A 19,048-nucleotide genomic window follows, 5' to 3' on the forward strand; every position below is an offset into this window, starting at 1 on the left:
TTGAGACTTGTCATGGGGTTACTCCTGCGCTTGCGCGCTGTCTTGATGAAGATTCGCACCTCTATCAAAACGGGTAACCCCACCTATCGGCAAGGCCTGACTGTCAGATCAAATCGGAACTTCTACACCTCATGTACCACCTGTACATTCCGCTTCTTCAGCCGTTTCCGCCTTGTCTCGCCCTAGCTCGCGAGATCGTAAACACGTTATTAGGGCGGCTGCATCGTTTTTGCCCGCAGGTCCAAACGGGGTATGATGTCAGGCCGTACGTTTATTGCGCTTGCACACTCCGCCGCCCATGTCTCAGCACACTTTCTCCCCGGATGGGAACGCCCATCTCAGCCCCAAGGCCTGGTATCAGGCCGCCAGCGAAAAACCCGGCTTCATTCATGACGAGGCCCAGGCCGCGGCGATCGAGGAGCTGGACCTGCTGTGGCACCAGCTGGTGGAGTTCAAGAACAAGCGCAACCGCTTCCTCGGGCGCAGCCTGCGCAGCCCGGACGTGCCCAAGGGCCTGTATTTTTGGGGCGGAGTGGGGCGCGGCAAGAGCTTTCTGATGGACGCTTTCTACGCCTGCGTGCCTTACCGCCGCAAGCGCCGCATTCATTTCCACAATTTCATGGCCGAGGTGCACCGCGAACTGCGTGCCTTGGCCGGCAGTAAGGACCCGTTGCTGGCCTATGCCGACAAGATCGCGCGCGACACCCGCCTGCTGTGCTTTGACGAGTTCCACGTTAGCGACATCGCCGACGCGATGATGCTGGGCCGGCTGCTGTCGGCCTTGTTCGAGCGTGGCGTGGTGCTGGTCACCACGTCCAACTACGCGCCGGACAGTCTCTATCCCAACGGCCTGCAAAGGCAGAACTTCCTGCCCACCATCGAGTTGATCAAGCGCGAGCTGAAAGTGCTGAACGTGGACGGCGGCAACGACTACCGGCTGCGGGAGTTGACGCGCGAGCCGCTGTTCATGGTGCCGGTGGATGCGGCCAGCGAGGAGAAAATGGAGCAGCTGTTCCAGCGCCTGAGCCACGGCGTGGAGCAGAAAAAACGCTCCATCGAGGTGCTGGGCCGCGAGATTCCGGTCAAGCGTCTGGCCGCCGGGGTGATCTGGTTCGATTTCCCGGCCTTGTGCGACGGCCCGCGCGCGCAGACCGATTACCTGGAAATCGCCACCGAATACCACACCGTCTTCGTCAGCGGCATCCCCAAAATCACCGCGCGCGAGGCGTCCATCGCCCGTCGTTTCACCTGGTTGGTGGACGTGTTCTACGACAACCGCGTCAAGCTGGTGGCCTCCGCCGCCGCCGAGCCGGAACAGCTGTACACCGAAGGGGTGCAGGCCGGCGAATTCTTCCGCACCGCCAGCCGGCTGACCGAGATGCAGTCGCGCAGCTATCTGGAACTGCCGCACCAGTCCGTCGGCCAGACTCACGACCAGCCGCCGGCCGGCGTGGTGCTGTAAACGGCCGCGGACGTGGACGCCGACGGCCTGCTGCAAGAAGTGCGCGCCTGTCGGCTGTGCGCGGACAGCCTGCCGCATGGCCCGCGCCCGGTGCTGCAATGGCATCCGGACGCGCGCATCCTGATTGCCGGCCAGGCGCCGGGGCGGCGCGTGCACGCGTCCGGCCTGCCGTTCGACGATCCCAGCGGCGAGCGCTTGCGCGACTGGCTGGGCGTGGACAAGACGGTGTTTTACGATGAGACCCGCATCGCCATCCTGCCGATGGCTTTCTGTTACCCCGGCACCGGGAAGTCCGGCGATCTGCCGCCGCCGCCGCAATGCGCGGCTGCCTGGCGCCAGCCCTTGCTGGCCGGCCTGCCTCATCTGCAATTGACGATTTTGCTGGGCCAGTACGCGCAGCGTTATCACTTGCCGGGCCGTTATCCGCGGCTGACCGAGGCGGTGGAGCGCTGGCGCGAGCACTGGCCGGCCTTGCTGCCCTTGCCGCACCCCAGCCCGCGTAATCAACTGTGGCTGCGCCGCCATCCCTGGTTCGAGGCCGAGTTGCTGCCGGCTTTGCGGCAGAGGGTGGCAGAGGTGCTGGAGCGCGGCTGAGAACCTGTTTACGATCTGCTGCGCGCTGTGAAACGTGGCTCGGTGAGTGCAACTTCGAAATGCTCATGTACCACGTGTACATTCCGCTTTCTCAGCCGTTTTCGCCTTGTCTCGCGCTAGCTCGCGAGATCGTAAACACGTTCTAAGCACTATTCACCATCAATGGTTTTCCAAGGAGGCTGCAATGTGGCGACGCTGGATCTGGAATGGCAAGCAATGGTTGTTTGATTGGGGCGTGCGCCAGCAGCGGCGCTGGGCCGGGTTGAAGCCGAGGCGGCGCAGCCTGGAGCAGGGTGAGTTGAGCTGGTTGGAGCGCGCGGCGCCGGCCGGCGCGCCGGTGCTGGTGTTGCTGCATGGCTTTGGCGCGGAAAAAGACCATTGGGCGATGCTGGCGCGTCGCCTGCCCAAGATGTTCCGCCTGATCGCGCCGGATTTGCCCGGTCACGGCGACAGCATGTCCGGTCTGGACATCAGCTACCGGGTGGAGGCGCAGGCGGATAGGCTGCGCGCCTTTCTGGATGTCTGGGGCGTGGAGCATGTCCACTTGATCGGCAACTCCATGGGCGGCGCCATCGCCGCCAACTTCGCCGCGCGCTATCCGCGGCACGTGGCCAGCCTGACCCTGCTGAACGCCGCCGGCGCCGGCGACAGCGCCAGTGAAATGGCGGAGTGGTGGCGGCGCAGCGGCGAGAACCCGCTGCTGGGCATGACCAGCGCGGACGGGGTGCGGGCGATGCTGGATTGGGCGATGTACCAGCCGCCGCCGGTGCCCGGCTTCGCCATCGAGGTAACGGCGGCGCGCAAGGCGGAACGCGTCGAGGTGGAGCGCAAGATTTTCGACGACCTGTTGGACAGCGTGGACCAGCGGCCCTTGCTGGCAAGCATTCAGGCGCCGACCTTGATCGTCTGGGGCCGCGAGGACCGCATCTTGCACGTGGAGGACGCGGATTGCTTCGCCGCCGCCATCGCCGGCAGCGAGAAGCGGGTGTTGGAGCAGGTGGGCCATCTGCCGATGATGGAGCAACCGCGCCAGGTGGCGGAGTTATGGCTGGATTTTGCGCGGAGACGAGTCTTGCAGGCAGGGCAGGACGACGCACCGGCAGCGATTGCGACCGGGCGCTGAGACATCGCTCAAAACAAAAGCCGCCCGGCGCATGGCGCCGGGCGGCTTTGGGCACTGCGAAGCAAGAGGACGCTTAGGCGCGCTTCTTGAATTCGTTGGTGCGGGTGTCGATTTCGATCTTTTCGCCGGTGTTGACGAAGGCCGGAACCTGAACTTCGAAGGTGGTGCCCACCAGGCGAGCCGGCTTCAGCACTTTCCCGGAGGTGTCGCCGCGTACGGCCGGTTCGGTGTATTCCACTTCGCGGATCACGGTAGTTGGCAGTTCAACCGAGATGGCCTTGCCGTCGTAGAAGGTCACTTGGCACACTTCTTCCATGCCGTCGACGATGAAGTTCAGCGTGTCGCCCAGGTTGTCGGCTTCCACTTCGTACTGATTGAATTCGGTGTCCATGAACACGTACATCGGATCGGCGAAGTAGGAGTAGGTGCAGTCCTTGCGGTCCAGCACGATGACGTCGAACTTGTCGTCGGCGCGGTATACGGCTTCGCTGCCGGCGCCGGTCAACAGGTTCTTCATCTTCATTTTCACAACGGAGGCGTTGCGGCCGGATTTGCTGAATTCAGCCTTCTGCACGACCATCGGGTCGCTGCCTACCATGAATACGTTGCCGGCGCGGAGTTCTTGTGCGGTTTTCATTACTAAAAGTCCCAAACTCTTGATTGAAGTCGGAAAAAAGGTTTCCGAAAAACGGCGTATTTTAGCCGATTTCCCGGACAAAGTGCAGCAGTCTGTCGCCTAGATCGCCGTCCGCCAGCAATTTTTCCGGCCAAACGGCGGCGTGCTCGCGCCAGGCGGGCAGCCAGGCGGCCAATTCCGTCCAGGCGGCGGCCATGTCGGCGCCGTGGTTCCAGGTGTGGCTGGCGGCTGTGAGTGCTTGCGCCGCTCCGACGGGCAGCGCCGCGCCGTACTGTGACAAAAAGGCATCAAGCTTGGCCAGATGGGCGGCGTCGTCCTGCGGGTAGATGTGCCAGAGAAACGGCCGGCCCGCCCATTGCGCGCGCACGAAGCTGTCTTCGCCGCGCACCAGATTGAGGTCGCAGGACCACAGCAGCAAGTCGTAGCTGTCCTGGTCTGTCATTGGCAATACCTTGACCGTCAGCTGGCCCTGGCGCGCCAGCATGCCGGCGCGCAATGGGTAGCCGAAGACGCGGGCCGCGTCCGGCAGCGCCTTGCCTTCCGGCAGCAGGCAGGTCACCGGGCGTTCGCCCAGCGCCCAGGCGGCCAGCAGGCTGGTGACGGCCGGGTTTTCATAGGCGAACAGGCTGATGCGCCATTCGTCCGCGGCCGGTTCCGGCAGCTCCAGCAGTTGCCAGTAGGCGCGGCGCGCCAGCGCGTCGTCCTGCCATTGGCGACGAACCTCCAGCAGGCCCTGCTCGCAGATCAGGCCGCCGGTGTCCGCGCCGAAGCCGGGAAAAAAGAAGTGCTTGGTCAGCGGCAAGCGCGGGTGAGGCGAGGGCTGGCGGTGGCAGCCGCGAGTCCAGTCTTCCGCCGACAGGTATTCCAGATTGATCCACACCGGCTTGACCGCCTTGGCGGCCATCGCCTGTTCAAAGTTCTCCGGCAGCCGGCAGCCGAAGGCCTCGATCACCACCTCGGCGGGCACGGTGTCCGCCGGCGGGCCGTCCGCCGGCCAGTGGCGGATGTCGATGTCGGCCAGCCGCTGGACCGGCAAGGCCGGGTCCAGGTCGGGCGCGATGCGGGCGAAGCTGGCCAGGTCGTCCACCCACAGCCGCACCTCCAGGCCGAAGTCGTGGGCCAGCCGGCGCGCCAGCCGCCAGGCGACGCCGATGTCGCCGTAGTTGTCGACCACGGCGCAGAAAATATCCCAGTGTTTGCGTTCCATTGGCGGTGCCGCGCGTGAAAATGGCGGCAGCTTAGCACGCCGCCGCGGGTTAATGAAAAACCCCGCGCCAGAGCGCGAGGTTGCATAAAGATTAAGACGCCGCGCACAAAGGCCTGAGTTCGTAGCGTGGGCAAGTCCTTTGGGCTTGTCCACACTACAACTAGATCAAAACGCGGTGATTGCTTTTAGAGCCGGTTTACGATCTCGCGAGATAAGGCGAAAACCGCTGAGAAAGCGGAATGTACGCGTGGTACATGAGCATTTCGAAGCGGTTTTCAACGCCGTATCGCCGACGCGCAGCAGATCGTAAACAGGTTCTTAGAAAATGGACATCCACAGGCCGGCGGTGGTCGCCGTCATGAAACCCGCCATCACGGCGGCGGCCAGCGCGCGCATGCCGATCTGGGCCAATTCCTTCTGCCGCGACGGCGCCAGCGCGCCGATGCCGGCGACGCAGATGCCCACCGAGCTGAAGTTGGAGAAGCTGGACAGCGCGAAGGTGGAGATCAGGATGGCCTGCGGCGACAGGGTGCCGGCGGCCTTCATCTTGGCCAGGTCCAGGTAAGAAATGAACTCGTTGACCACGATTTTCTGGCCCAGCAGGCTGCCCACTTCCAGGGTTTCGTGCCAGCTCACGCCCATCATGAAGGCGAACACGCGGAAGGCCTGGCCAAACAGGTATTGCAGCGTCAGGCCGTCGAACACGCCGTTAGTGGAAGCCTTGATCATCTCGTTGACGCCCAGCGCCGCGCCGATGCCGTCCTTCACCACGAAGTTGGCCAGCGCGATCATGGAGACGATGGCCAGGATGATGGTGGCCACCGCGGCGGCCATCTTCATGCCGGACATCGCGCCGTTGACGATGGCGTTGATGAAGCTGCCCTGATCGTCGTCCTGGCTGTAGTCCAGTTTGTCGCTGGAGGTGTGGCCGCGATCGGTTTCCGGGTAGATGATCTTGGCGAACACCACGGCTGCCGGCGCGTTCATGAAGGAAGCCATCAGCAGATAAGTGGCGAATTTAGCCTGTTCCGCCGGGTCGCTGCCGCCGAGGAAGGCGACATAGGCGGCCAGCACGCCGCCGGCCAGCGTGGACATGCCGGCAATCATCACGCAGGCCAGCTCGGAGCGGGTCATGTGCTTGATATAGGGACGGATCAGCAGCGGGGCCTCGGTCTGGCCGAGAAAGATGTTGCCGGCCACGGTCAGGCTTTCCGGACCGGACAGCTTCATGCTGCGTTTCATCACCCAGGCCATGCCGGCCACCACGCGCTGCAGGATGCCCAAATGGTAGAGCAGGGCGCTGAAGGCGGAGAAGAAAATGATCACGGGCAAGACCATGAAGGCGAACAAGAAGCCCATGCTGCCGTTGGGTTTGGCCAGGTCGCCGAACACGAAGGCGGCGCCTTCGCCGGAGAAGGTCAGTACTTTGGCGAAACCGGAGCCGAAGGCTTCGAACACCGCGCGAGCGGCCGGTACGTAGTTGATGACCAAGAACAGCGTGCTTTGCATGATCAGGCCGATCAGCACGATGCGCCAGTTGATGGCTTTGCGATTGGTGGACAGAGCATAGGCGGTGCCCAGCAGGAACAACATGCCGACGAGAGCTTGTAAGGTATTCACGAACAACCCTGAGATGAAGGTGCGGAAGCTGACCGGCTGGCGCATGGCGCCGGGCCAGGCGGATCCAACGATTATTAGATGATGATTAGCTAATATTGCTCAAGGTGCGCGATTTTACAGCAAAAATCGGAGAACGAAAGCGATTGCAGCGCTTTGTCATTGATTTTATTCGATTTGGGTGAGGATTGGGCCGGCGGCGGGACATGCGGGCGCGCCGCGTCGGAGCAAAAAAATCCCGGCGCGGGGACGCGCCGGGAGGGGGTTGGGCGAGCGTGGGGCTTCAGTCGCGCCGCGGCGTCTCGTCCTTGGCATCCTTGGGCTTGTCGTCGTCCATCAGAATGCGGTGAGCCGGGCCTTCCATATCGTCGAACTGGCCGTTGCGGGTGGCCCACCAGAAAATGCCGCCGATGACGAAGGCCAGCACGAGGCTGAGCGGAATGAGCAGATACAGGCTTTCCATCAGGATTTCCGTTTGACCAGTCGGAGGGCGTTGCCGACTACGATGAGAGAGCTGGACGCCATGCCCAGGCTGGCGATCCACGGCGTAACGTGGCCGGCGATGGCCAAGGGCAGCGCCACGATATTGTAAGCGGCGGCCCACCACAAGTTTTGACGTATCACAGACAAGGTCTTGCGAGACAGTTCGAAAGCGTTGGCGATCAGTCCCAGCCGGTCGCCTATCAGCACCATGTCGCCGCTGGCGCGCGCCACGTCGGTGCCGCCGCCCATGGCGATGGACACGTCGGCCTTGGCCAGCACCGGCGCGTCGTTGATGCCGTCGCCCACCATCAGCACGCGCTTGCCGGCGGCTTGCAGGCGGCCGACGTAGGCCAGCTTGTCCTCCGGCGTTGCGCGGGCGATGTGGGCGTCGATGTCCAGCTGGCGCGCCAAGCTGGAGACGGGACCGGCGCCGTCGCCGCTGAGCAGGTGCACGCGCAGGCCGCGCTGTTTCAACTGGCGCAGCAGCGGTGCGGCGTCGGCGCGGACTGCGTCGCCGATGGCGAACAAGGCCACCAGTTCGCTCTCGTCCGCCAGCGCGATCAGGGTTTTATCGCTGTGCCAGTCGGCGGAGGGAAGAGGGCAGTCGCCCAGCTGCGCGGCGATGAATTCCGGCGAGCCTATGCGCCAGTCGCGGCCGTTCAGCCGGCCGGTCACGCCGCGGCCAGGATGGTTGCGCAGCGCTTCCGCCGCCTGGTGAGGGCCGTCGCCGGCGGCGGCGAGCAACGCGCGCGCCACCGGATGCTCCGAGCCCTGTTCCAGCGCGGCCGCCGTGGCCAGCGCCGCGGCCGCGTCGCGGCCGGGCGCGGTCCAACTGTCCAGCAGCCGCATATCGCCATGAGTCAGGGTGCCGGTTTTGTCGAAGACCACGTCGCTGATCTTGGGCAGGGTTTCCAGCGCGTGGCCGCGGGTGGTCAGCACCCCCAGCGCCGCCAGGTGGCCGGAGGCGGCGGTCAAGGCCGCCGGGGTGGCCAGCGACAGCGCGCAGGGACAGGAAATCACCAGCACCGCCACCATGATCCACAGCGCGCGGTCCGGCTCGATATAGTGCCAGCCGATATAAGTGCCGGCGGCGGCCAGCAGCAGCAGGGCGACGAACCCGCTGGCGAAGCGGTCGGCGATCACCGCCAGCCGCGGCTTTTCCGCCAGCGCCTGGTCCAGCAGCCGCACGATGCCGGCCAGCCGGGTGTCCTGGCCAGTCTGTTCCACCCGCACCACCAAGGGGCTGGCGGCGTTGACGCTGCCGGCAATCACCGCCGCGCCGGCGTCCTTGGTCACCGGGCGGCTTTCGCCGGTCAACAGCGCTTCATTGCTGGCGCTATGGCCGTCCAGCACCAAGCCGTCCGCGGGGATGGTCTCGCCGGGCTTGACCAGGATCACGTCGCCGGGGCGCAGCTGCGCCACCGTGGTTTCCTCGCTCTCGCGCCTATCCGGCCAGCCGGTCAGGCGATGAGCGAAGGCGGGGATCAGCTTGACCAGGCTTTCCGTGGCCTCGCCGGCCTTGCGCCGGGCGATGCCTTCCAGATAACGGCCGCCCAGCAGCAGGAACACGAACATCGACACCGAGTCGAAATAGACGCCGTGTTCCACCTTGTTGATCAGCGCCCAGAAGCTGGACAGGAAGGCGGTGAGGATGCCTATGGTCACCGGGGTGTCCATGCCCACGCGCCGGGTTTTGAGATCGCGCCAGGTGGCGCGGTAGAAGGGCACGGCGGAGTAAAGCACCACCGGCAGGGTCAGGATGAAGCTGGACCAGTGCAGCAGCCACAGGAAGTCCGGCGTGATCTCGCCGTCCGGCGCCAGGTAGATGGGCACCGCGTACATCATCACCTGCATCATGGACAGGCCGGCCGCCCACAGGCGGTTGATCGCCTGTTTGCGTTCTTTCTGGTTCAGCGCTTCCTGGCGCTCGGCGTCGTAGGGATGGGCGCGGTAGCCGATGGCGCTGACCGCTTCCAGGATGGCGGACAATTGGACCCGGCTATTGTCCCAACGCACGCGGGCGCGGTGGTTGCTGTAATTGATGTCGACGCTGACGATGCCGGGCAACTGGCGAATGTGCTGCTCGTTGAGCCAGACGCAGGCGGCGCAGGTGATGCCTTCCAGCATCAGCGAGGCTTCCCTCAGATTTTCCGCTTCAAAGCGTACGAAGCTGCGCTGCAGCTCGTCGGAATCATAGAGTTTGATTTGCTCCAGCAACTCGCGCGGCACCGGTTCGGCCTGGCGCGCGCCTTCGGTGCGGTGCTGGTAGTAATCGGACAGACCGGACTGGATGATGGTGACCGCCACCGCTTGGCAGCCGGCGCAACAGGTGGGCTGATCGACTTCACGGTATTTGACCGGGAACTGGACGTCGGGCGGCACCGGCAGGCCGCAGTGGAAGCAGTTTTCACTCATGATGGCCGATTGTAATCAATCCGGCCGTGTTTGGCTTGTGTCGGCGCGTTGGAAAAGGCTGTGTCAGCCCCCATTTGCTGGGGGCGTCCGGTCCTAGCTTGGAGTCGTTTAAGCCGCGCGCAATAGAGGCGCCACGCCGCGCAAGCTCAGTTGCTTCAGGATGCGGTTCAGGATCACGCCGTACATGGGCAAGAAGAACAGCAGGCAGATCAGCAGCTTGAAGCTGTAGTCCACTAGTGCTATCTCCACCCAGTTGGCGGCCATGAACGGGTCGCTGCTCTGGTAGAAAGCGATGAAGAAGAAGGCCAGCGTGTCGCTGATATTGCCGAACAACATGGCCGAGGCCGGAGCGATCCACCAGGTTTTCAGCAGGCGCAGGCGGTTAAACACCTGCACGTCCAGGATTTGGCCCAGCGCGTAGGCGGCGAAGCTGGCGACGGCGATGCGGGCGACGAATACATTGAAGCTGGCCAGAGCGGCGACGCCTTGCCAGGCGCCCTGATAAAACAGGGTGGAAATCAGGTAGGAGATCGCCAGCGCCGGCAGCATCGCCGCGAAAATGATGCGGCGGGCCAGCGGCGCGCCGAATACGCGCACGGTCAGATCGGTGGCCAGGAAAATAAAGGGAAAGGTGAACGCGCCCCAGGTGGTGTGGAAGCCGAACACGGTGATGGGCAGTTGCACCAGGTAATTGCTGGACGCGATGATGGCGATGTGGAACAAGGACAGCCACAGCAGCGCGGACAGCCGCTGTTGGCGGGTAAAGCTAAACATGATGTCGGCCTTTTTATTGGATTGGGGTGAGGGAACCCAATGCAGATTCGGTTGGCCCTGTCCGGCGAGGCGGATCAGGGCAAGGGCCGAAATAATACTCGTCCTTGCCTAGCTTGGCAAAGGTATTTGGTATTGCTAATCAGTCGCTTGAGCGTGAAAGGAGGGGGTATGTTGGCAGTTGTGCAGTCGGCTCCGGGCGGAGTCGACACCTTGCGTTTGGACGAGATCGCGGCGCCGGTTCGCGGCGCCGGGCAGTTGCTGCTCCGGGTGATGGCGGCGGGCGTCAACCGCGCCGATCTGGCGCAACGCGCCGGGCACTATCCGCCGCCGCCGGGCGCCAGTCCGATTCTGGGCCTGGAAGTGGCGGGCGTGGTGGAGGAGGCGGATGCGGATTCGTGCTTTAGGCCCGGCGACGCGGTGTTCGGCCTGATTGGCGGTGGCGGCTATGCCGAATACGCGCTGCTGGACGAGGCGCTGGCCATCGCCAAGCCGGACTGGCTGTCCTGGGTGGAGGCGGCCAGCCTGCCCGAGGCCTGGATGACGGCCTGGTTCAATCTGGTGGAAAAAGCGGGCTTGCAGCCCGGCGAGACCGTGCTGGTGCACGCCGGCGCCAGCGGCGTCGGCGCGGCGGCGATCCAGCTGGCCGGCCTGTTGGGCGCGCAGGCTTTCGCCAGCGCGGGCAGCGAGGAGAAGGCGGCGTTTTGCCGCGATCTGGGCGCGGCCCAGGTGTTCAACTACCGGCAGACAGCGGCCTTCGGCGCCGTGGTCAAGGACTGGGGCGGCGCCGATGTGGTGTTGGACCCGGTGGGCGCCAGCTATCTGAACGACAATCTGGCGGCCTTGAAGCCGGATGGGCGATTGGTCAATATCGGCCTGCTCGGCGGCGCCAAGGCGGAGTTGAATCTGGGCGCGCTGCTGATGAAGCGCATCGCCTTGATCGGCTCCACGCTGCGGCCGCAGCCGCTGGAGGTGAAGGCGCGCTTGGCGCGGGCTTTGGAAACCCGGATCTTGCCGGCGCTCGAGCAGGGCCGCTTGCGTGTGACGCTGGATTCCAGCTACCCCTTGGCTCAGGTGGGCGACGCGCACGCCTATGTCGAGGCCAATCGCAATCTGGGCAAGGTGGTGTTGACCTTGTTTCCGGTGTTGGCTGGGTGACGCCTTAAAAAAAGCGCGCCCAAATGGGCGCGCCGCTTTGTGTCAGCCCTTGGGCAAGGGGGTTTTAAGCGTGCATCCGGTTCAGCTGGCGCGCGATGATGTCATGGTTCAGCCACAGCACCGGGCCGGCCGGCGCGGCGGCTTCGTGGAACATCAGCGGGCCGGTGGCGTCGATCACCAGGCTGCTCAGATGGTCGGTGATCAGCGCCTTCTTGTCCTGGTGCAGGTCCACGATGGCGTCGGACGTGCCTATCATCACCTCGGCCAGTTCCGGGCTGTTCGGCATCGGCCAGGCTTCGAAGTTGCGGAAGCCGCGCATCACCTCGCCGCTATTGAGCGCGTCAATTTTTTCCAGTACTTCTTCCAGCGTGCGGCCGTCCTGCAGCAGTGCGGCGCAGGCCTGCCATTGGGCGTCGGCCCAGGCGCCGCCGTCTTCGCGTTTCAACGCGCGCAGCAGCGCCAGCAGCGGCAGCTCCACGCCGACAAAGATGTCCGAGGAGTTGGTGCGGATTTCCGGACAGTTGAACACCGTGGCCTTGACGCCCTGTTCCCAGGCGGCGCGGGCGACGTTTTCCAGGCGCATCTTGGCGTAGCCCTGGGTGTAGTTGGTGTAGGTCTGCCACTGATAATCCCCGTCGATCAGGATCTCGGTGCCGTGGTAGCCGTAGGCGGTGTAGCGCACCTGGCCGCCGGCGGCTTCCAGCCGGCCGCGCAGCGCGGCGCTGCCGTCTATCAGGTACTGGAAGGTGTTGGCGGTGACTTCGTCGAAGTTCTGCAGGATCAGTTTGCCCAGATCGCTGTCCAGCAGCGCCTGGGTGGACAGGAAGCGTTCGCCGCGGCCCTTGTAGACGCGGTTGGCGATGGCCAGGAACACCTTGGCCTTGGGAATGCCGCCCGCCATGGTGTGGGCGAAGAACACATTGCGGCCGTCGGCGATCATGCCGTCCAGCTGAGCCATCGCCTTGGCGACGCCGTCCTTGAAGCGCTGCACGCCGATCTGGCGGCATTGTTCGATGTGTTCCCAGTCCAGCTTGTCGTCCTGCCAGCTTTTCAGGGTCAGGGAGGCCAGCAGCTCGGTCGGCGTCGGCGAGCCGTCCTGGTCAAAGCCGGCCATCAGCGGCACATTGATCACGCGGCCGCCGAGATTGGCTTCGGCCGCGGCCAGTTCTTCTTCGTTCAGCGGGCGCAGTTGGTTGTTTTCGTCGCGGCGGCCCACGGTCATGCCGATGATGTCCATGCCGGCCTTGCGCGCTTCGTTGATCAGGCCATTGGCGTAGCCGCGGCCGAACAGTTCGCCGAACAGGACGAAAACGTCGCCGGGGCGGAACAGGGTGCTTTGCGGAAGTTGTCTCAGGGCGCTTGTTTGAGCCATATCTTAAATCTTTCTCGATGTGGGCCGGCGCGGCGCGTGATGGCGGGGCCGGTCACTTGAATGCGTTGGAGTGATTGCTCGGATCGGGGTGCATTCTACCCGCGATCCGGTTTTAGGTGTTCAGTTGGCCGGCAGCGGCGACAGCGCTTCTATCAGCGCCACTTCCTGCGCATAGCTGAGCGCCTTCATCTTGGCCAAGAGTTTTTCACCGTCCACTTTCCAGTGCTGATCCAGTTCTTCCTCGATGATGCGGGCCTCCACCGCCAGCCACACGCCGCGGCAGGCCGCGGCGTCGTCGAAGTGCACGCCTTTCAAGACTTGGGCGATCAGGTGCAGTTCCGGGTCGCTGAACTGGCGCGACAGCAGCGCCTGTTCGCGGCGCACGATCTCGGCGTAGCGATCACAGATCTGCCGCACCCGCGCGGCGTCGCCGTAGTGGGCGGGCTCGTCGGCCGGAGCGCTCAGCGCGCCGTGCTGGAACCAGGCGTCCAAGGCCGGTTTCAGCTGCGGCAGGTCTTCGTGCCAAACGCGGGTCAATTCTTCGCGGAAGCGGGCGTTGTCGGTGAAGGACAGTTCGTCGAAGGGCATGGCCGGCACCACGCCTTCGTCCAGCGCGCGTTTGCCCACCCATATCCGGCCTTCTTCGTCGCGGCTGACTGCGGCGCGCCAGACCGCCTGCTCCTCGGTGGCGAGGTTGTCGACGTGGATTTCGACATAGGGCGGGGCTATGTCCTGCTCCTCGTCCTCGGTGACGAAGCGCAGCGTGATGTCGAACAGGCTGTGTTTGGCGATCTCCAGCAGTTGCAGGCCGTCTTTGTGGCCGGCCAGCAGATAGCGGTCGCCATTGTCGTAGACGGCCACGTCGTCGATGCCAGCGGCCGGCTTGATCAGCGTGGCGGACAGGGCCTCGGCCAACTGGTTGGCGTCGTTGTGCTGGACGGCGTAGCCGGTGCGGTAGGCCTCGTGCTCGTGCCATAAGGCGTTCCAGTCGTACATAGCGCGTTTCCTCGTCGAAAATCGGTTTGCCGCGCAGTGTACGCAAAAGCCCAGCGCTTGTCGCCCGCCGGAATTTTTGGTATGGACAGTTTTTTGTGCTATTATCCAGCGATTTTTCTGTATCCATCCTCCTCCAAAAATGACCCGACAAATTCGCAATATCGCCATCATCGCCCACGTCGACCATGGCAAGACCACGCTTGTAGACCAACTGCTGCGTCAATCCGGTACCTTCCGCGAGAACCAGCAAGTGGACGAGCGTGTAATGGACAGCAACGATCTTGAAAAAGAACGCGGCATCACCATTCTGGCCAAAAACACCGCCATCGAATACGAAGGCGTGCACATCAATATCGTCGACACTCCGGGACACGCCGACTTCGGCGGCGAAGTTGAACGCGTGTTGGGCATGGTGGACGGTGTGTTGCTGCTGGTTGACGCCGTAGAAGGCCCGATGCCGCAAACCCGTTTCGTCACCAAGAAAGCGCTGGCGCTGGGTCTGCGCCCTATCGTGGTGATCAACAAGGTGGATCGTCCGGGCGCGCGTCCGGATTGGGTGGTGGATCAGACTTTCGACCTGTTCGACAAGCTGGGCGCGACTGACGAACAGCTGGACTTCCCCATCATCTACGCTTCGGGCCTGAACGGTTTCGCCAAGCTGGAACTGGAAGAAGAGTCCGACAATATGCGTCCGCTGTTCAATACCGTGCTCGAGCATGTGCCGACCCCTCCGGGCAACGCCGACGCGCCGTTGCAGCTGCAGATTTCCGCGCTGGACTACTCCACCTACACCGGCCGTCTGGGCGTGGGTCGCGTGCTGAACGGCCGCATCAAGCCGGGCCAGCAAGTCGTGGTGATGAACCACGACGATCAAGTGGCTTCCGGTCGCATCAATCAGGTGCTGGGCTACCAGGGTCTGGACCGCGTGCCGGTGGAAGAAGCCGAGGCGGGCGACATCATCATCATCTCGGGCATCGAAGACATCGGCATCGGCGTGACCATCTGTGACAAAGAGCAGCCGGTAGGCCTGCCGATGTTGTCCGTGGACGAGCCGACGCTGACCATGGACTTCATGGTGAACTCCTCGCCGCTGGCCGGCACCGAAGGCAAGTTTGTGACCTCGCGTCAAATCCGCGACCGTCTGACCAAAGAATTGCTGACCAATGTGGCGCTGCGTGTGGAAGACACTGGCGACTCCGACGTGTTCCGCGTGTCCGGTCGCGGTGAATTGCACCTGACCATTCTGCTGGAAAACATGCGTCGCGAAGGCTTTGAAATGGCCGTGGCCAAGCCGCGCGTGGTGTTCAAGGAGATCGACGGCCAGAAGTGCGAGCCGTACGAAAACCTGACCATCGACCTGGAAGACGATCACCAGGGCGGCGTGATGGAAGAAATCGGTCGCCGTCGCGGCGAGCTGACCAACATGGAATCCGACGGCAACGGCCGCACCCGCCTGGAATACCATATTCCGGCGCGCGGTCTGATCGGCTTCCAGTCCGACTTCATGACCATGACCCGCGGCACCGGCCTGATGAGCCACGTGTTCGACGACTACGCGCCGGTCAAGCCGGATATGCCGGGCCGTCACAACGGCGTGCTGATCTCGCAAGAGAACGGCGAGGCGGTGGCTTACGCGTTGTGGAAGCTGGAAGATCGTGGCCGCATGTTCGCGGCGCCGGGCGAAAAGCTGTACGAAGGCATGATCATCGGCATTCACAGCCGCGACAACGATCTGGTGGTGAACCCGGTCAAGGGCAAGCAGCTGACCAACGTTCGCGCCTCCGGCACTGACGAAGCCGTGCGTTTGACCACCCCGATCAAGCTGACGCTGGAATCCGCGGTGGAGTTCATCGACGACGACGAGCTGGTGGAAATCACGCCGAAGTCCATCCGCATTCGCAAGCGCTACTTGAACGAATCGGATCGTCGCAAGATGGCCAAGGCCAACGCCGCGTCCTGATTCGCGCCGGCCTTGCAAAAACCGCCGTTCCCTTAAGGGGCGGCGGTTTTTTCATGGTTCAACCGTTTAGCGCGTTCAGTTTTCGCCGGCAGTCCTCCGCTTCGGCCAGAATGCGCTCGAACAGCTCGGCCACGCCGGGCACGTCGTCGATCAGGCCCTGGGCCTGGCCGATCAACTGCACGCCCTTGTCGTGGTCGCCGTCCTCTATCGCCAGCCGGATGGATTCGGTGGCGGCGCCGAACTGCGCCAGTTGGCGCAGCGCCTGCGGCTGGCTCAGCAGGCCGCCCAGCACGACTTTGGCGATGGGCATGCCCAGCTTGCGCGCGGCGGCGCTGGCGCGCCAGGCGGCGGCGAGCAGGCTCAGCGGCTTGCGCGTGGCCTGGCGGGCGGCAGGGCTGTCCATCACCCGGCACCACAGGCCGTCGAAGTTCTTGGAGTACAAGGTGTCGGCCACGCCACGTTGGCGGATCATCTCCTTGGTGCGCTGGTGCACCGGGCTTTCCTTGCTCATCGCCAGGCGCGTGCCCATGGCCACGGCGTCGGCGCCCAGCGTCAGCGCGGCAATCAGGCCCTGGCCGTCGGCAAAGCCGCCGGCGGCGATGATGGGCAGCGCGCTGGCTTTGCGGATGGCCGGGATTAGCGTCAGCGAGGTGACGGCGCCGCCGTGGGCGGCGGCCTCGTGGCCGGTGACCAGCAGGGCGTCGGCGCCGGACGCCTCCGCCGAGCGAGCGTGCTTTTCCGTCACCACGGTGGCGATGGCCTTGCCGCCGTAGGCGTGAGCGCGTTCGATCAGCCAATCGCCCTTGCCTAGCGAAAAGTTGATCACCGGCACGCGTTCTTCCAGGGCGACCATGGCGTTTTCCTTGGCGCTCGGCATCATCAGCGTGCAGCCGACGCCGAAGGGGCGGTCGCTCAGTTCGCGCACGCGGCGGATGGCTTGTCGCGTCAGTTCCGGCGTCAACGGGCCGGTGGCGAGTATGCCCAGGCCGCCGGCGTTGCCGACGGCGGCCACCAGTTCCGGGGTGGCGATGTAGCTCATGCCGGGGCAGATCAGCGGGCGCTGGATGCCGAGCAGGCGGGTGATGGCGGTTTGCATGGGGCGGGGCTCGCTTTACAATGTCTGTCGGTCGAGGGTTGGCGGGCGCAATGGGTTGGACCCGGCGCTGTCATTGTTGTCGGCTTTGCCGGAAAATTCAAACGATTGTTTAAATATGCTGCTGATCGTGTTGCTGGGCTGGCTTTACGTGGTGCTGATGCTGGCGGTGGCGCAGCACAGCGTGCTGGCTTCGCTGTCCACCTTGTTCTTTTTGGGTGTGTTGCCCACCTTCTTTGTGGCGCGGATGACGCGGCGAAAACTGCGCCGTCAGCGTGAAAAAGCGCGCGAGGCGCGCGACGAGGCTTGAGTGGATCGCCGTCCGGTGCTAGAATCCCGCGTCCCTTGCCATACCGGCGGGGGAAAATCATCTATTACGCACATCCGCGCCAAAGGGTGCCTCGCTTCGGGGTTGTCTGCGCGGATGGAGGCTTAACCCTTTAAGGAGTTTTTGCATGTCCACCAACGTTACCATGCGTCAAATGCTTGAGGCCGGCGTTCACTTCGGCCACCAAACCCGCTTCTGGAACCCGAAGATGGCTAAGTACATCTTTGGCAGCCGCAACAAGATTCACATCATCAACCTGGAAAAGACTCTGCCGCTGTTCGTGGATGCCCAGGATTATGTGCGTCGTCTGGCCGCCAACAAGGGCTCCATCATGTTCGTGGGCACCAAGCGTCAGGCTCGTGAGATCGTACGTGAAGAAGCTGCCCGTTGCGGCATGCCGTTTGTTGACCACCGCTGGCTGGGCGGCATGCTGACCAACTACAAGACCGTGAAGCAGTCGATCAAGCGTCTTGAAGAGAAGCGCGCCATCCTGGAATCCGCTGGCGATACCGGTTACAACAAGAAAGAACTGCTGGACCTGCAACGCGAAGTCGACAAGCTGGAGCGTTCGCTGGGCGGCATCAAGGATATGAAGGGCCTGCCGGACGCCATCTTCGTTATCGACACTGGCTACCAGAAGGGCACCATCGTCGAAGCCAAGAAACTGGGTATCCCGGTTATCGGTATTGTTGACACCAACAACACCCCGGAAGGCATCGATTACGTGGTCCCGGGCAACGACGACTCCAGCCGCGCCATCCGCCTGTACGCTCGCGGCATGGCCGACGCGGTGCTGGAAGGCCGCGCCCAGTCTCTGCAAGAGATCGTGGCTGCTGAATCGGCTCAAGCCGAGTAAGCAGACGAAAAGGGGGCGCAAGCCCCTTTTTTCAGACCCACGTAATCAAAATCATTCAGGAGTGTGAAGTATGGCGGACATTACCGCAAAAATGGTTTCGGATCTGCGCGCGGCCACCGGCCTCGGCATGATGGAATGCAAAAAAGCCCTGGTGGAAGCCGAAGGCGACGCGGCCAAGGCTGAAGAAATTTTGCGCATCAAGTCCGGCAACAAAGCTTCCAAAATGGCTGGCCGCGTGGCTGCCGAAGGCATCATCGGTTCCTTCGTTGAAGGCGGCGTTGGCGCCCTGGTGGAAGTTAACTGCGAAACCGACTTCGTTGCCAAAGACCCGACTTTCCTGGCTCTGGCCGCCGCTGCCGCCAAGGCTGTCGTGACCGCCAACCCGGCCGACGTGGAAGCGTTGTCCGCCGTGGAAATCGACGGTCAGTCCGTTGAAGACATCCGCAAGGCCGCCATCGCCAAGCTGGGCGAGAACATGACCATCCGTCGTTTTGTTCGCTACCAGACCGAAGGCGCCATCGCGACCTACCTGCACGGCGCCAAGATCGGCGTGATCGTCGACTTCGCCGGCGAAGAGCAAGTGGGCAAGGACGTGGCCATGCACATCGCCGCTTCCAAGCCGATCTGTGTGTCCAAGGATCAGGTTCCGGCCGAAACCCTGGAACAAGAGCGCAAGATCTACACCGCTCAGGCAGCCGAATCCGGCAAGCCGGCCGACATCGTCGCCAAGATGGTGGAAGGCCGCGTCAACAAGTTCCTGGCCGAAGTGACCCTGATGGGTCAGCCCTTCGTCAAGAACCCGGACGTGACCGTTGAAAAGCTGTTGGCCGAGAAAAAATCCTCCGTCAAAGCGTTCGCCATGTTCGTAGTGGGCGAAGGCATTGAGAAGAAAGTAGTAGACTACGCCGCTGAAGTGGCCGCAGCCGCCAAGCTGTAAACGCCCAGTCGCGAGACGTATTGACGGCACCCTGCCTGC

17 protein-coding genes are annotated in these 19,048 nt (G+C 63.5%); 8 read left to right on the forward strand and 9 right to left on the reverse strand.

From position 1 onward, the window contains the following. Window positions 1–298: 298 nt before the first annotated feature. The 3 genes from zapE (at window position 299) to HA052_RS18940 (ending at window position 3,179) form a co-directional block, all read left to right on the forward strand. Window positions 299–1,462, forward strand: a complete 1,164-nt coding sequence (zapE, locus tag HA052_RS18930) for a cell division protein ZapE (protein ID WP_166453102.1) — start codon at window positions 299–301, stop codon at window positions 1,460–1,462. 12 nt (window positions 1,463–1,474) lie between these two features. Then, window positions 1,475–2,056 (forward strand): uracil-DNA glycosylase family protein, encoded by a 582-nt coding sequence (locus HA052_RS18935; protein WP_081548094.1) that lies wholly within the window; start codon window positions 1,475–1,477, stop codon window positions 2,054–2,056. A 184-nt stretch (window positions 2,057–2,240) separates the two neighbouring features. After that, window positions 2,241–3,179, forward strand: coding sequence for an alpha/beta fold hydrolase (locus tag HA052_RS18940; RefSeq protein WP_166453103.1), 939 nt, complete (start codon window positions 2,241–2,243; stop codon window positions 3,177–3,179). Window positions 3,180–3,252: 73 nt separating this feature from the next. On the opposite strand, the gene efp is transcribed toward HA052_RS18940, so the two are convergent. From efp to HA052_RS18970, 6 genes are all read right to left on the reverse strand, one after another. Next, window positions 3,253–3,816: an elongation factor P gene (efp, locus tag HA052_RS18945; protein ID WP_048411239.1), complete on the reverse strand. Its 564-nt coding sequence runs from the start codon at window positions 3,814–3,816 to the stop codon at window positions 3,253–3,255. A gap of 61 nt (window positions 3,817–3,877) precedes the next feature. Further along, a complete protein-coding gene (earP, locus tag HA052_RS18950; protein ID WP_166453104.1) occupies window positions 3,878–5,023 on the reverse strand; it encodes an elongation factor P maturation arginine rhamnosyltransferase EarP in 1,146 nt (381 codons plus the stop codon). 318 nt (window positions 5,024–5,341) lie between these two features. Beyond that, window positions 5,342–6,643, reverse strand: a complete 1,302-nt coding sequence (locus HA052_RS18955; RefSeq protein ID WP_081548177.1) for a NupC/NupG family nucleoside CNT transporter — start codon at window positions 6,641–6,643, stop codon at window positions 5,342–5,344. A 280-nt stretch (window positions 6,644–6,923) separates the two neighbouring features. After that, complete coding sequence (ccoS, locus tag HA052_RS18960; RefSeq protein WP_019103031.1) at window positions 6,924–7,103, reverse strand: cbb3-type cytochrome oxidase assembly protein CcoS; 180 nt, start codon at window positions 7,101–7,103, stop codon at window positions 6,924–6,926. Further along, the gene (locus tag HA052_RS18965; RefSeq protein ID WP_166453105.1) at window positions 7,103–9,538 is read right to left on the reverse strand and encodes a heavy metal translocating P-type ATPase; all 2,436 of its coding nucleotides are present in this window, start codon (window positions 9,536–9,538) and stop codon (window positions 7,103–7,105) included. The genes ccoS and HA052_RS18965 overlap by 1 nt, the downstream gene beginning before the upstream one ends. A 108-nt stretch (window positions 9,539–9,646) precedes the next feature. Next, window positions 9,647–10,312, reverse strand: a complete 666-nt coding sequence (locus tag HA052_RS18970) for a 7-cyano-7-deazaguanine/7-aminomethyl-7-deazaguanine transporter (protein WP_166453106.1) — start codon at window positions 10,310–10,312, stop codon at window positions 9,647–9,649. Window positions 10,313–10,480: 168 nt separating this feature from the next. Here HA052_RS18970 and HA052_RS18975 point away from each other — a divergent pair, with 168 nt between their 5' ends. Beyond that, a complete protein-coding gene (locus HA052_RS18975) occupies window positions 10,481–11,467 on the forward strand; it encodes an NAD(P)H-quinone oxidoreductase (RefSeq protein ID WP_166453107.1) in 987 nt (328 codons plus the stop codon). Between the two features lie 64 nt (window positions 11,468–11,531). Here the strand turns inward: HA052_RS18975 and HA052_RS18980 are convergent, their stop codons facing one another. After that, the gene (locus HA052_RS18980) at window positions 11,532–12,839 is read right to left on the reverse strand and encodes an enoyl ACP reductase FabMG family protein (RefSeq protein WP_166453108.1); all 1,308 of its coding nucleotides are present in this window, start codon (window positions 12,837–12,839) and stop codon (window positions 11,532–11,534) included. A gap of 120 nt (window positions 12,840–12,959) precedes the next feature. Continuing rightward, entirely contained in the window at window positions 12,960–13,835 is an 876-nt protein-coding gene (locus HA052_RS18985) for a hypothetical protein (protein ID WP_166453109.1), read from the reverse strand. Window positions 13,836–13,974: 139 nt separating this feature from the next. On the opposite strand from HA052_RS18985, the gene typA reads away from it, so the two are divergent. Then, window positions 13,975–15,795, forward strand: a complete 1,821-nt coding sequence (gene typA, locus HA052_RS18990) for a translational GTPase TypA (protein ID WP_081548132.1) — start codon at window positions 13,975–13,977, stop codon at window positions 15,793–15,795. 58 nt (window positions 15,796–15,853) lie between these two features. On the opposite strand, the gene HA052_RS18995 is transcribed toward typA, so the two are convergent. After that, window positions 15,854–16,891, reverse strand: a complete 1,038-nt coding sequence (locus HA052_RS18995) for an NAD(P)H-dependent flavin oxidoreductase (RefSeq protein WP_166453110.1) — start codon at window positions 16,889–16,891, stop codon at window positions 15,854–15,856. A gap of 115 nt (window positions 16,892–17,006) precedes the next feature. Here HA052_RS18995 and HA052_RS19000 point away from each other — a divergent pair, with 115 nt between their 5' ends. The 3 genes from HA052_RS19000 (at window position 17,007) to tsf (ending at window position 19,009) form a co-directional block, all read left to right on the forward strand. Beyond that, window positions 17,007–17,198, forward strand: coding sequence for a hypothetical protein (locus tag HA052_RS19000; protein ID WP_118266999.1), 192 nt, complete (start codon window positions 17,007–17,009; stop codon window positions 17,196–17,198). A 145-nt stretch (window positions 17,199–17,343) separates the two neighbouring features. Continuing rightward, window positions 17,344–18,072 carry a 30S ribosomal protein S2 gene (rpsB, locus tag HA052_RS19005; protein ID WP_081548138.1) on the forward strand — a complete coding sequence of 243 codons (729 nt, stop codon included), beginning with the start codon at window positions 17,344–17,346 and terminating at the stop codon, window positions 18,070–18,072. Window positions 18,073–18,142: 70 nt separating this feature from the next. After that, complete coding sequence (gene tsf / locus HA052_RS19010) at window positions 18,143–19,009, forward strand: translation elongation factor Ts (protein WP_166453111.1); 867 nt, start codon at window positions 18,143–18,145, stop codon at window positions 19,007–19,009. Window positions 19,010–19,048 lie beyond the last annotated feature (39 nt).

This window comes from Chromobacterium fluminis (assembly GCF_011602385.1).
Lineage (GTDB): Bacteria > Pseudomonadota > Gammaproteobacteria > Burkholderiales > Chromobacteriaceae > Chromobacterium > Chromobacterium fluminis.

Excerpts from the sequence above, each read along its gene's own strand:
- zapE (WP_166453102.1), top strand. The coding sequence starts at position 299 with ATGTCTCAGCACACTTTCTCCCCGGATGGGAACGCCCATCTCAGCCCC.
- HA052_RS18940 (WP_166453103.1), top strand. The coding sequence starts at position 2,241 with ATGTGGCGACGCTGGATCTGGAATGGCAAGCAATGGTTGTTTGATTGG.
- efp (WP_048411239.1), bottom strand. The coding sequence starts at position 3,816 with ATGAAAACCGCACAAGAACTCCGCGCCGGCAACGTATTCATGGTAGGC.
- earP (WP_166453104.1), bottom strand. The coding sequence starts at position 5,023 with ATGGAACGCAAACACTGGGATATTTTCTGCGCCGTGGTCGACAACTAC.
- ccoS (WP_019103031.1), bottom strand. The coding sequence starts at position 7,103 with ATGGAAAGCCTGTATCTGCTCATTCCGCTCAGCCTCGTGCTGGCCTTC.
- HA052_RS18965 (WP_166453105.1), bottom strand. The coding sequence starts at position 9,538 with ATGAGTGAAAACTGCTTCCACTGCGGCCTGCCGGTGCCGCCCGACGTC.
- HA052_RS18970 (WP_166453106.1), bottom strand. The coding sequence starts at position 10,312 with ATGTTTAGCTTTACCCGCCAACAGCGGCTGTCCGCGCTGCTGTGGCTG.
- HA052_RS18975 (WP_166453107.1), top strand. The coding sequence starts at position 10,481 with ATGTTGGCAGTTGTGCAGTCGGCTCCGGGCGGAGTCGACACCTTGCGT.
- HA052_RS18980 (WP_166453108.1), bottom strand. The coding sequence starts at position 12,839 with ATGGCTCAAACAAGCGCCCTGAGACAACTTCCGCAAAGCACCCTGTTC.
- HA052_RS18985 (WP_166453109.1), bottom strand. The coding sequence starts at position 13,835 with ATGTACGACTGGAACGCCTTATGGCACGAGCACGAGGCCTACCGCACC.
- typA (WP_081548132.1), top strand. The coding sequence starts at position 13,975 with ATGACCCGACAAATTCGCAATATCGCCATCATCGCCCACGTCGACCAT.
- HA052_RS18995 (WP_166453110.1), bottom strand. The coding sequence starts at position 16,891 with ATGCAAACCGCCATCACCCGCCTGCTCGGCATCCAGCGCCCGCTGATC.
- HA052_RS19000 (WP_118266999.1), top strand. The coding sequence starts at position 17,007 with ATGCTGCTGATCGTGTTGCTGGGCTGGCTTTACGTGGTGCTGATGCTG.
- rpsB (WP_081548138.1), top strand. The coding sequence starts at position 17,344 with ATGTCCACCAACGTTACCATGCGTCAAATGCTTGAGGCCGGCGTTCAC.
- tsf (WP_166453111.1), top strand. The coding sequence starts at position 18,143 with ATGGCGGACATTACCGCAAAAATGGTTTCGGATCTGCGCGCGGCCACC.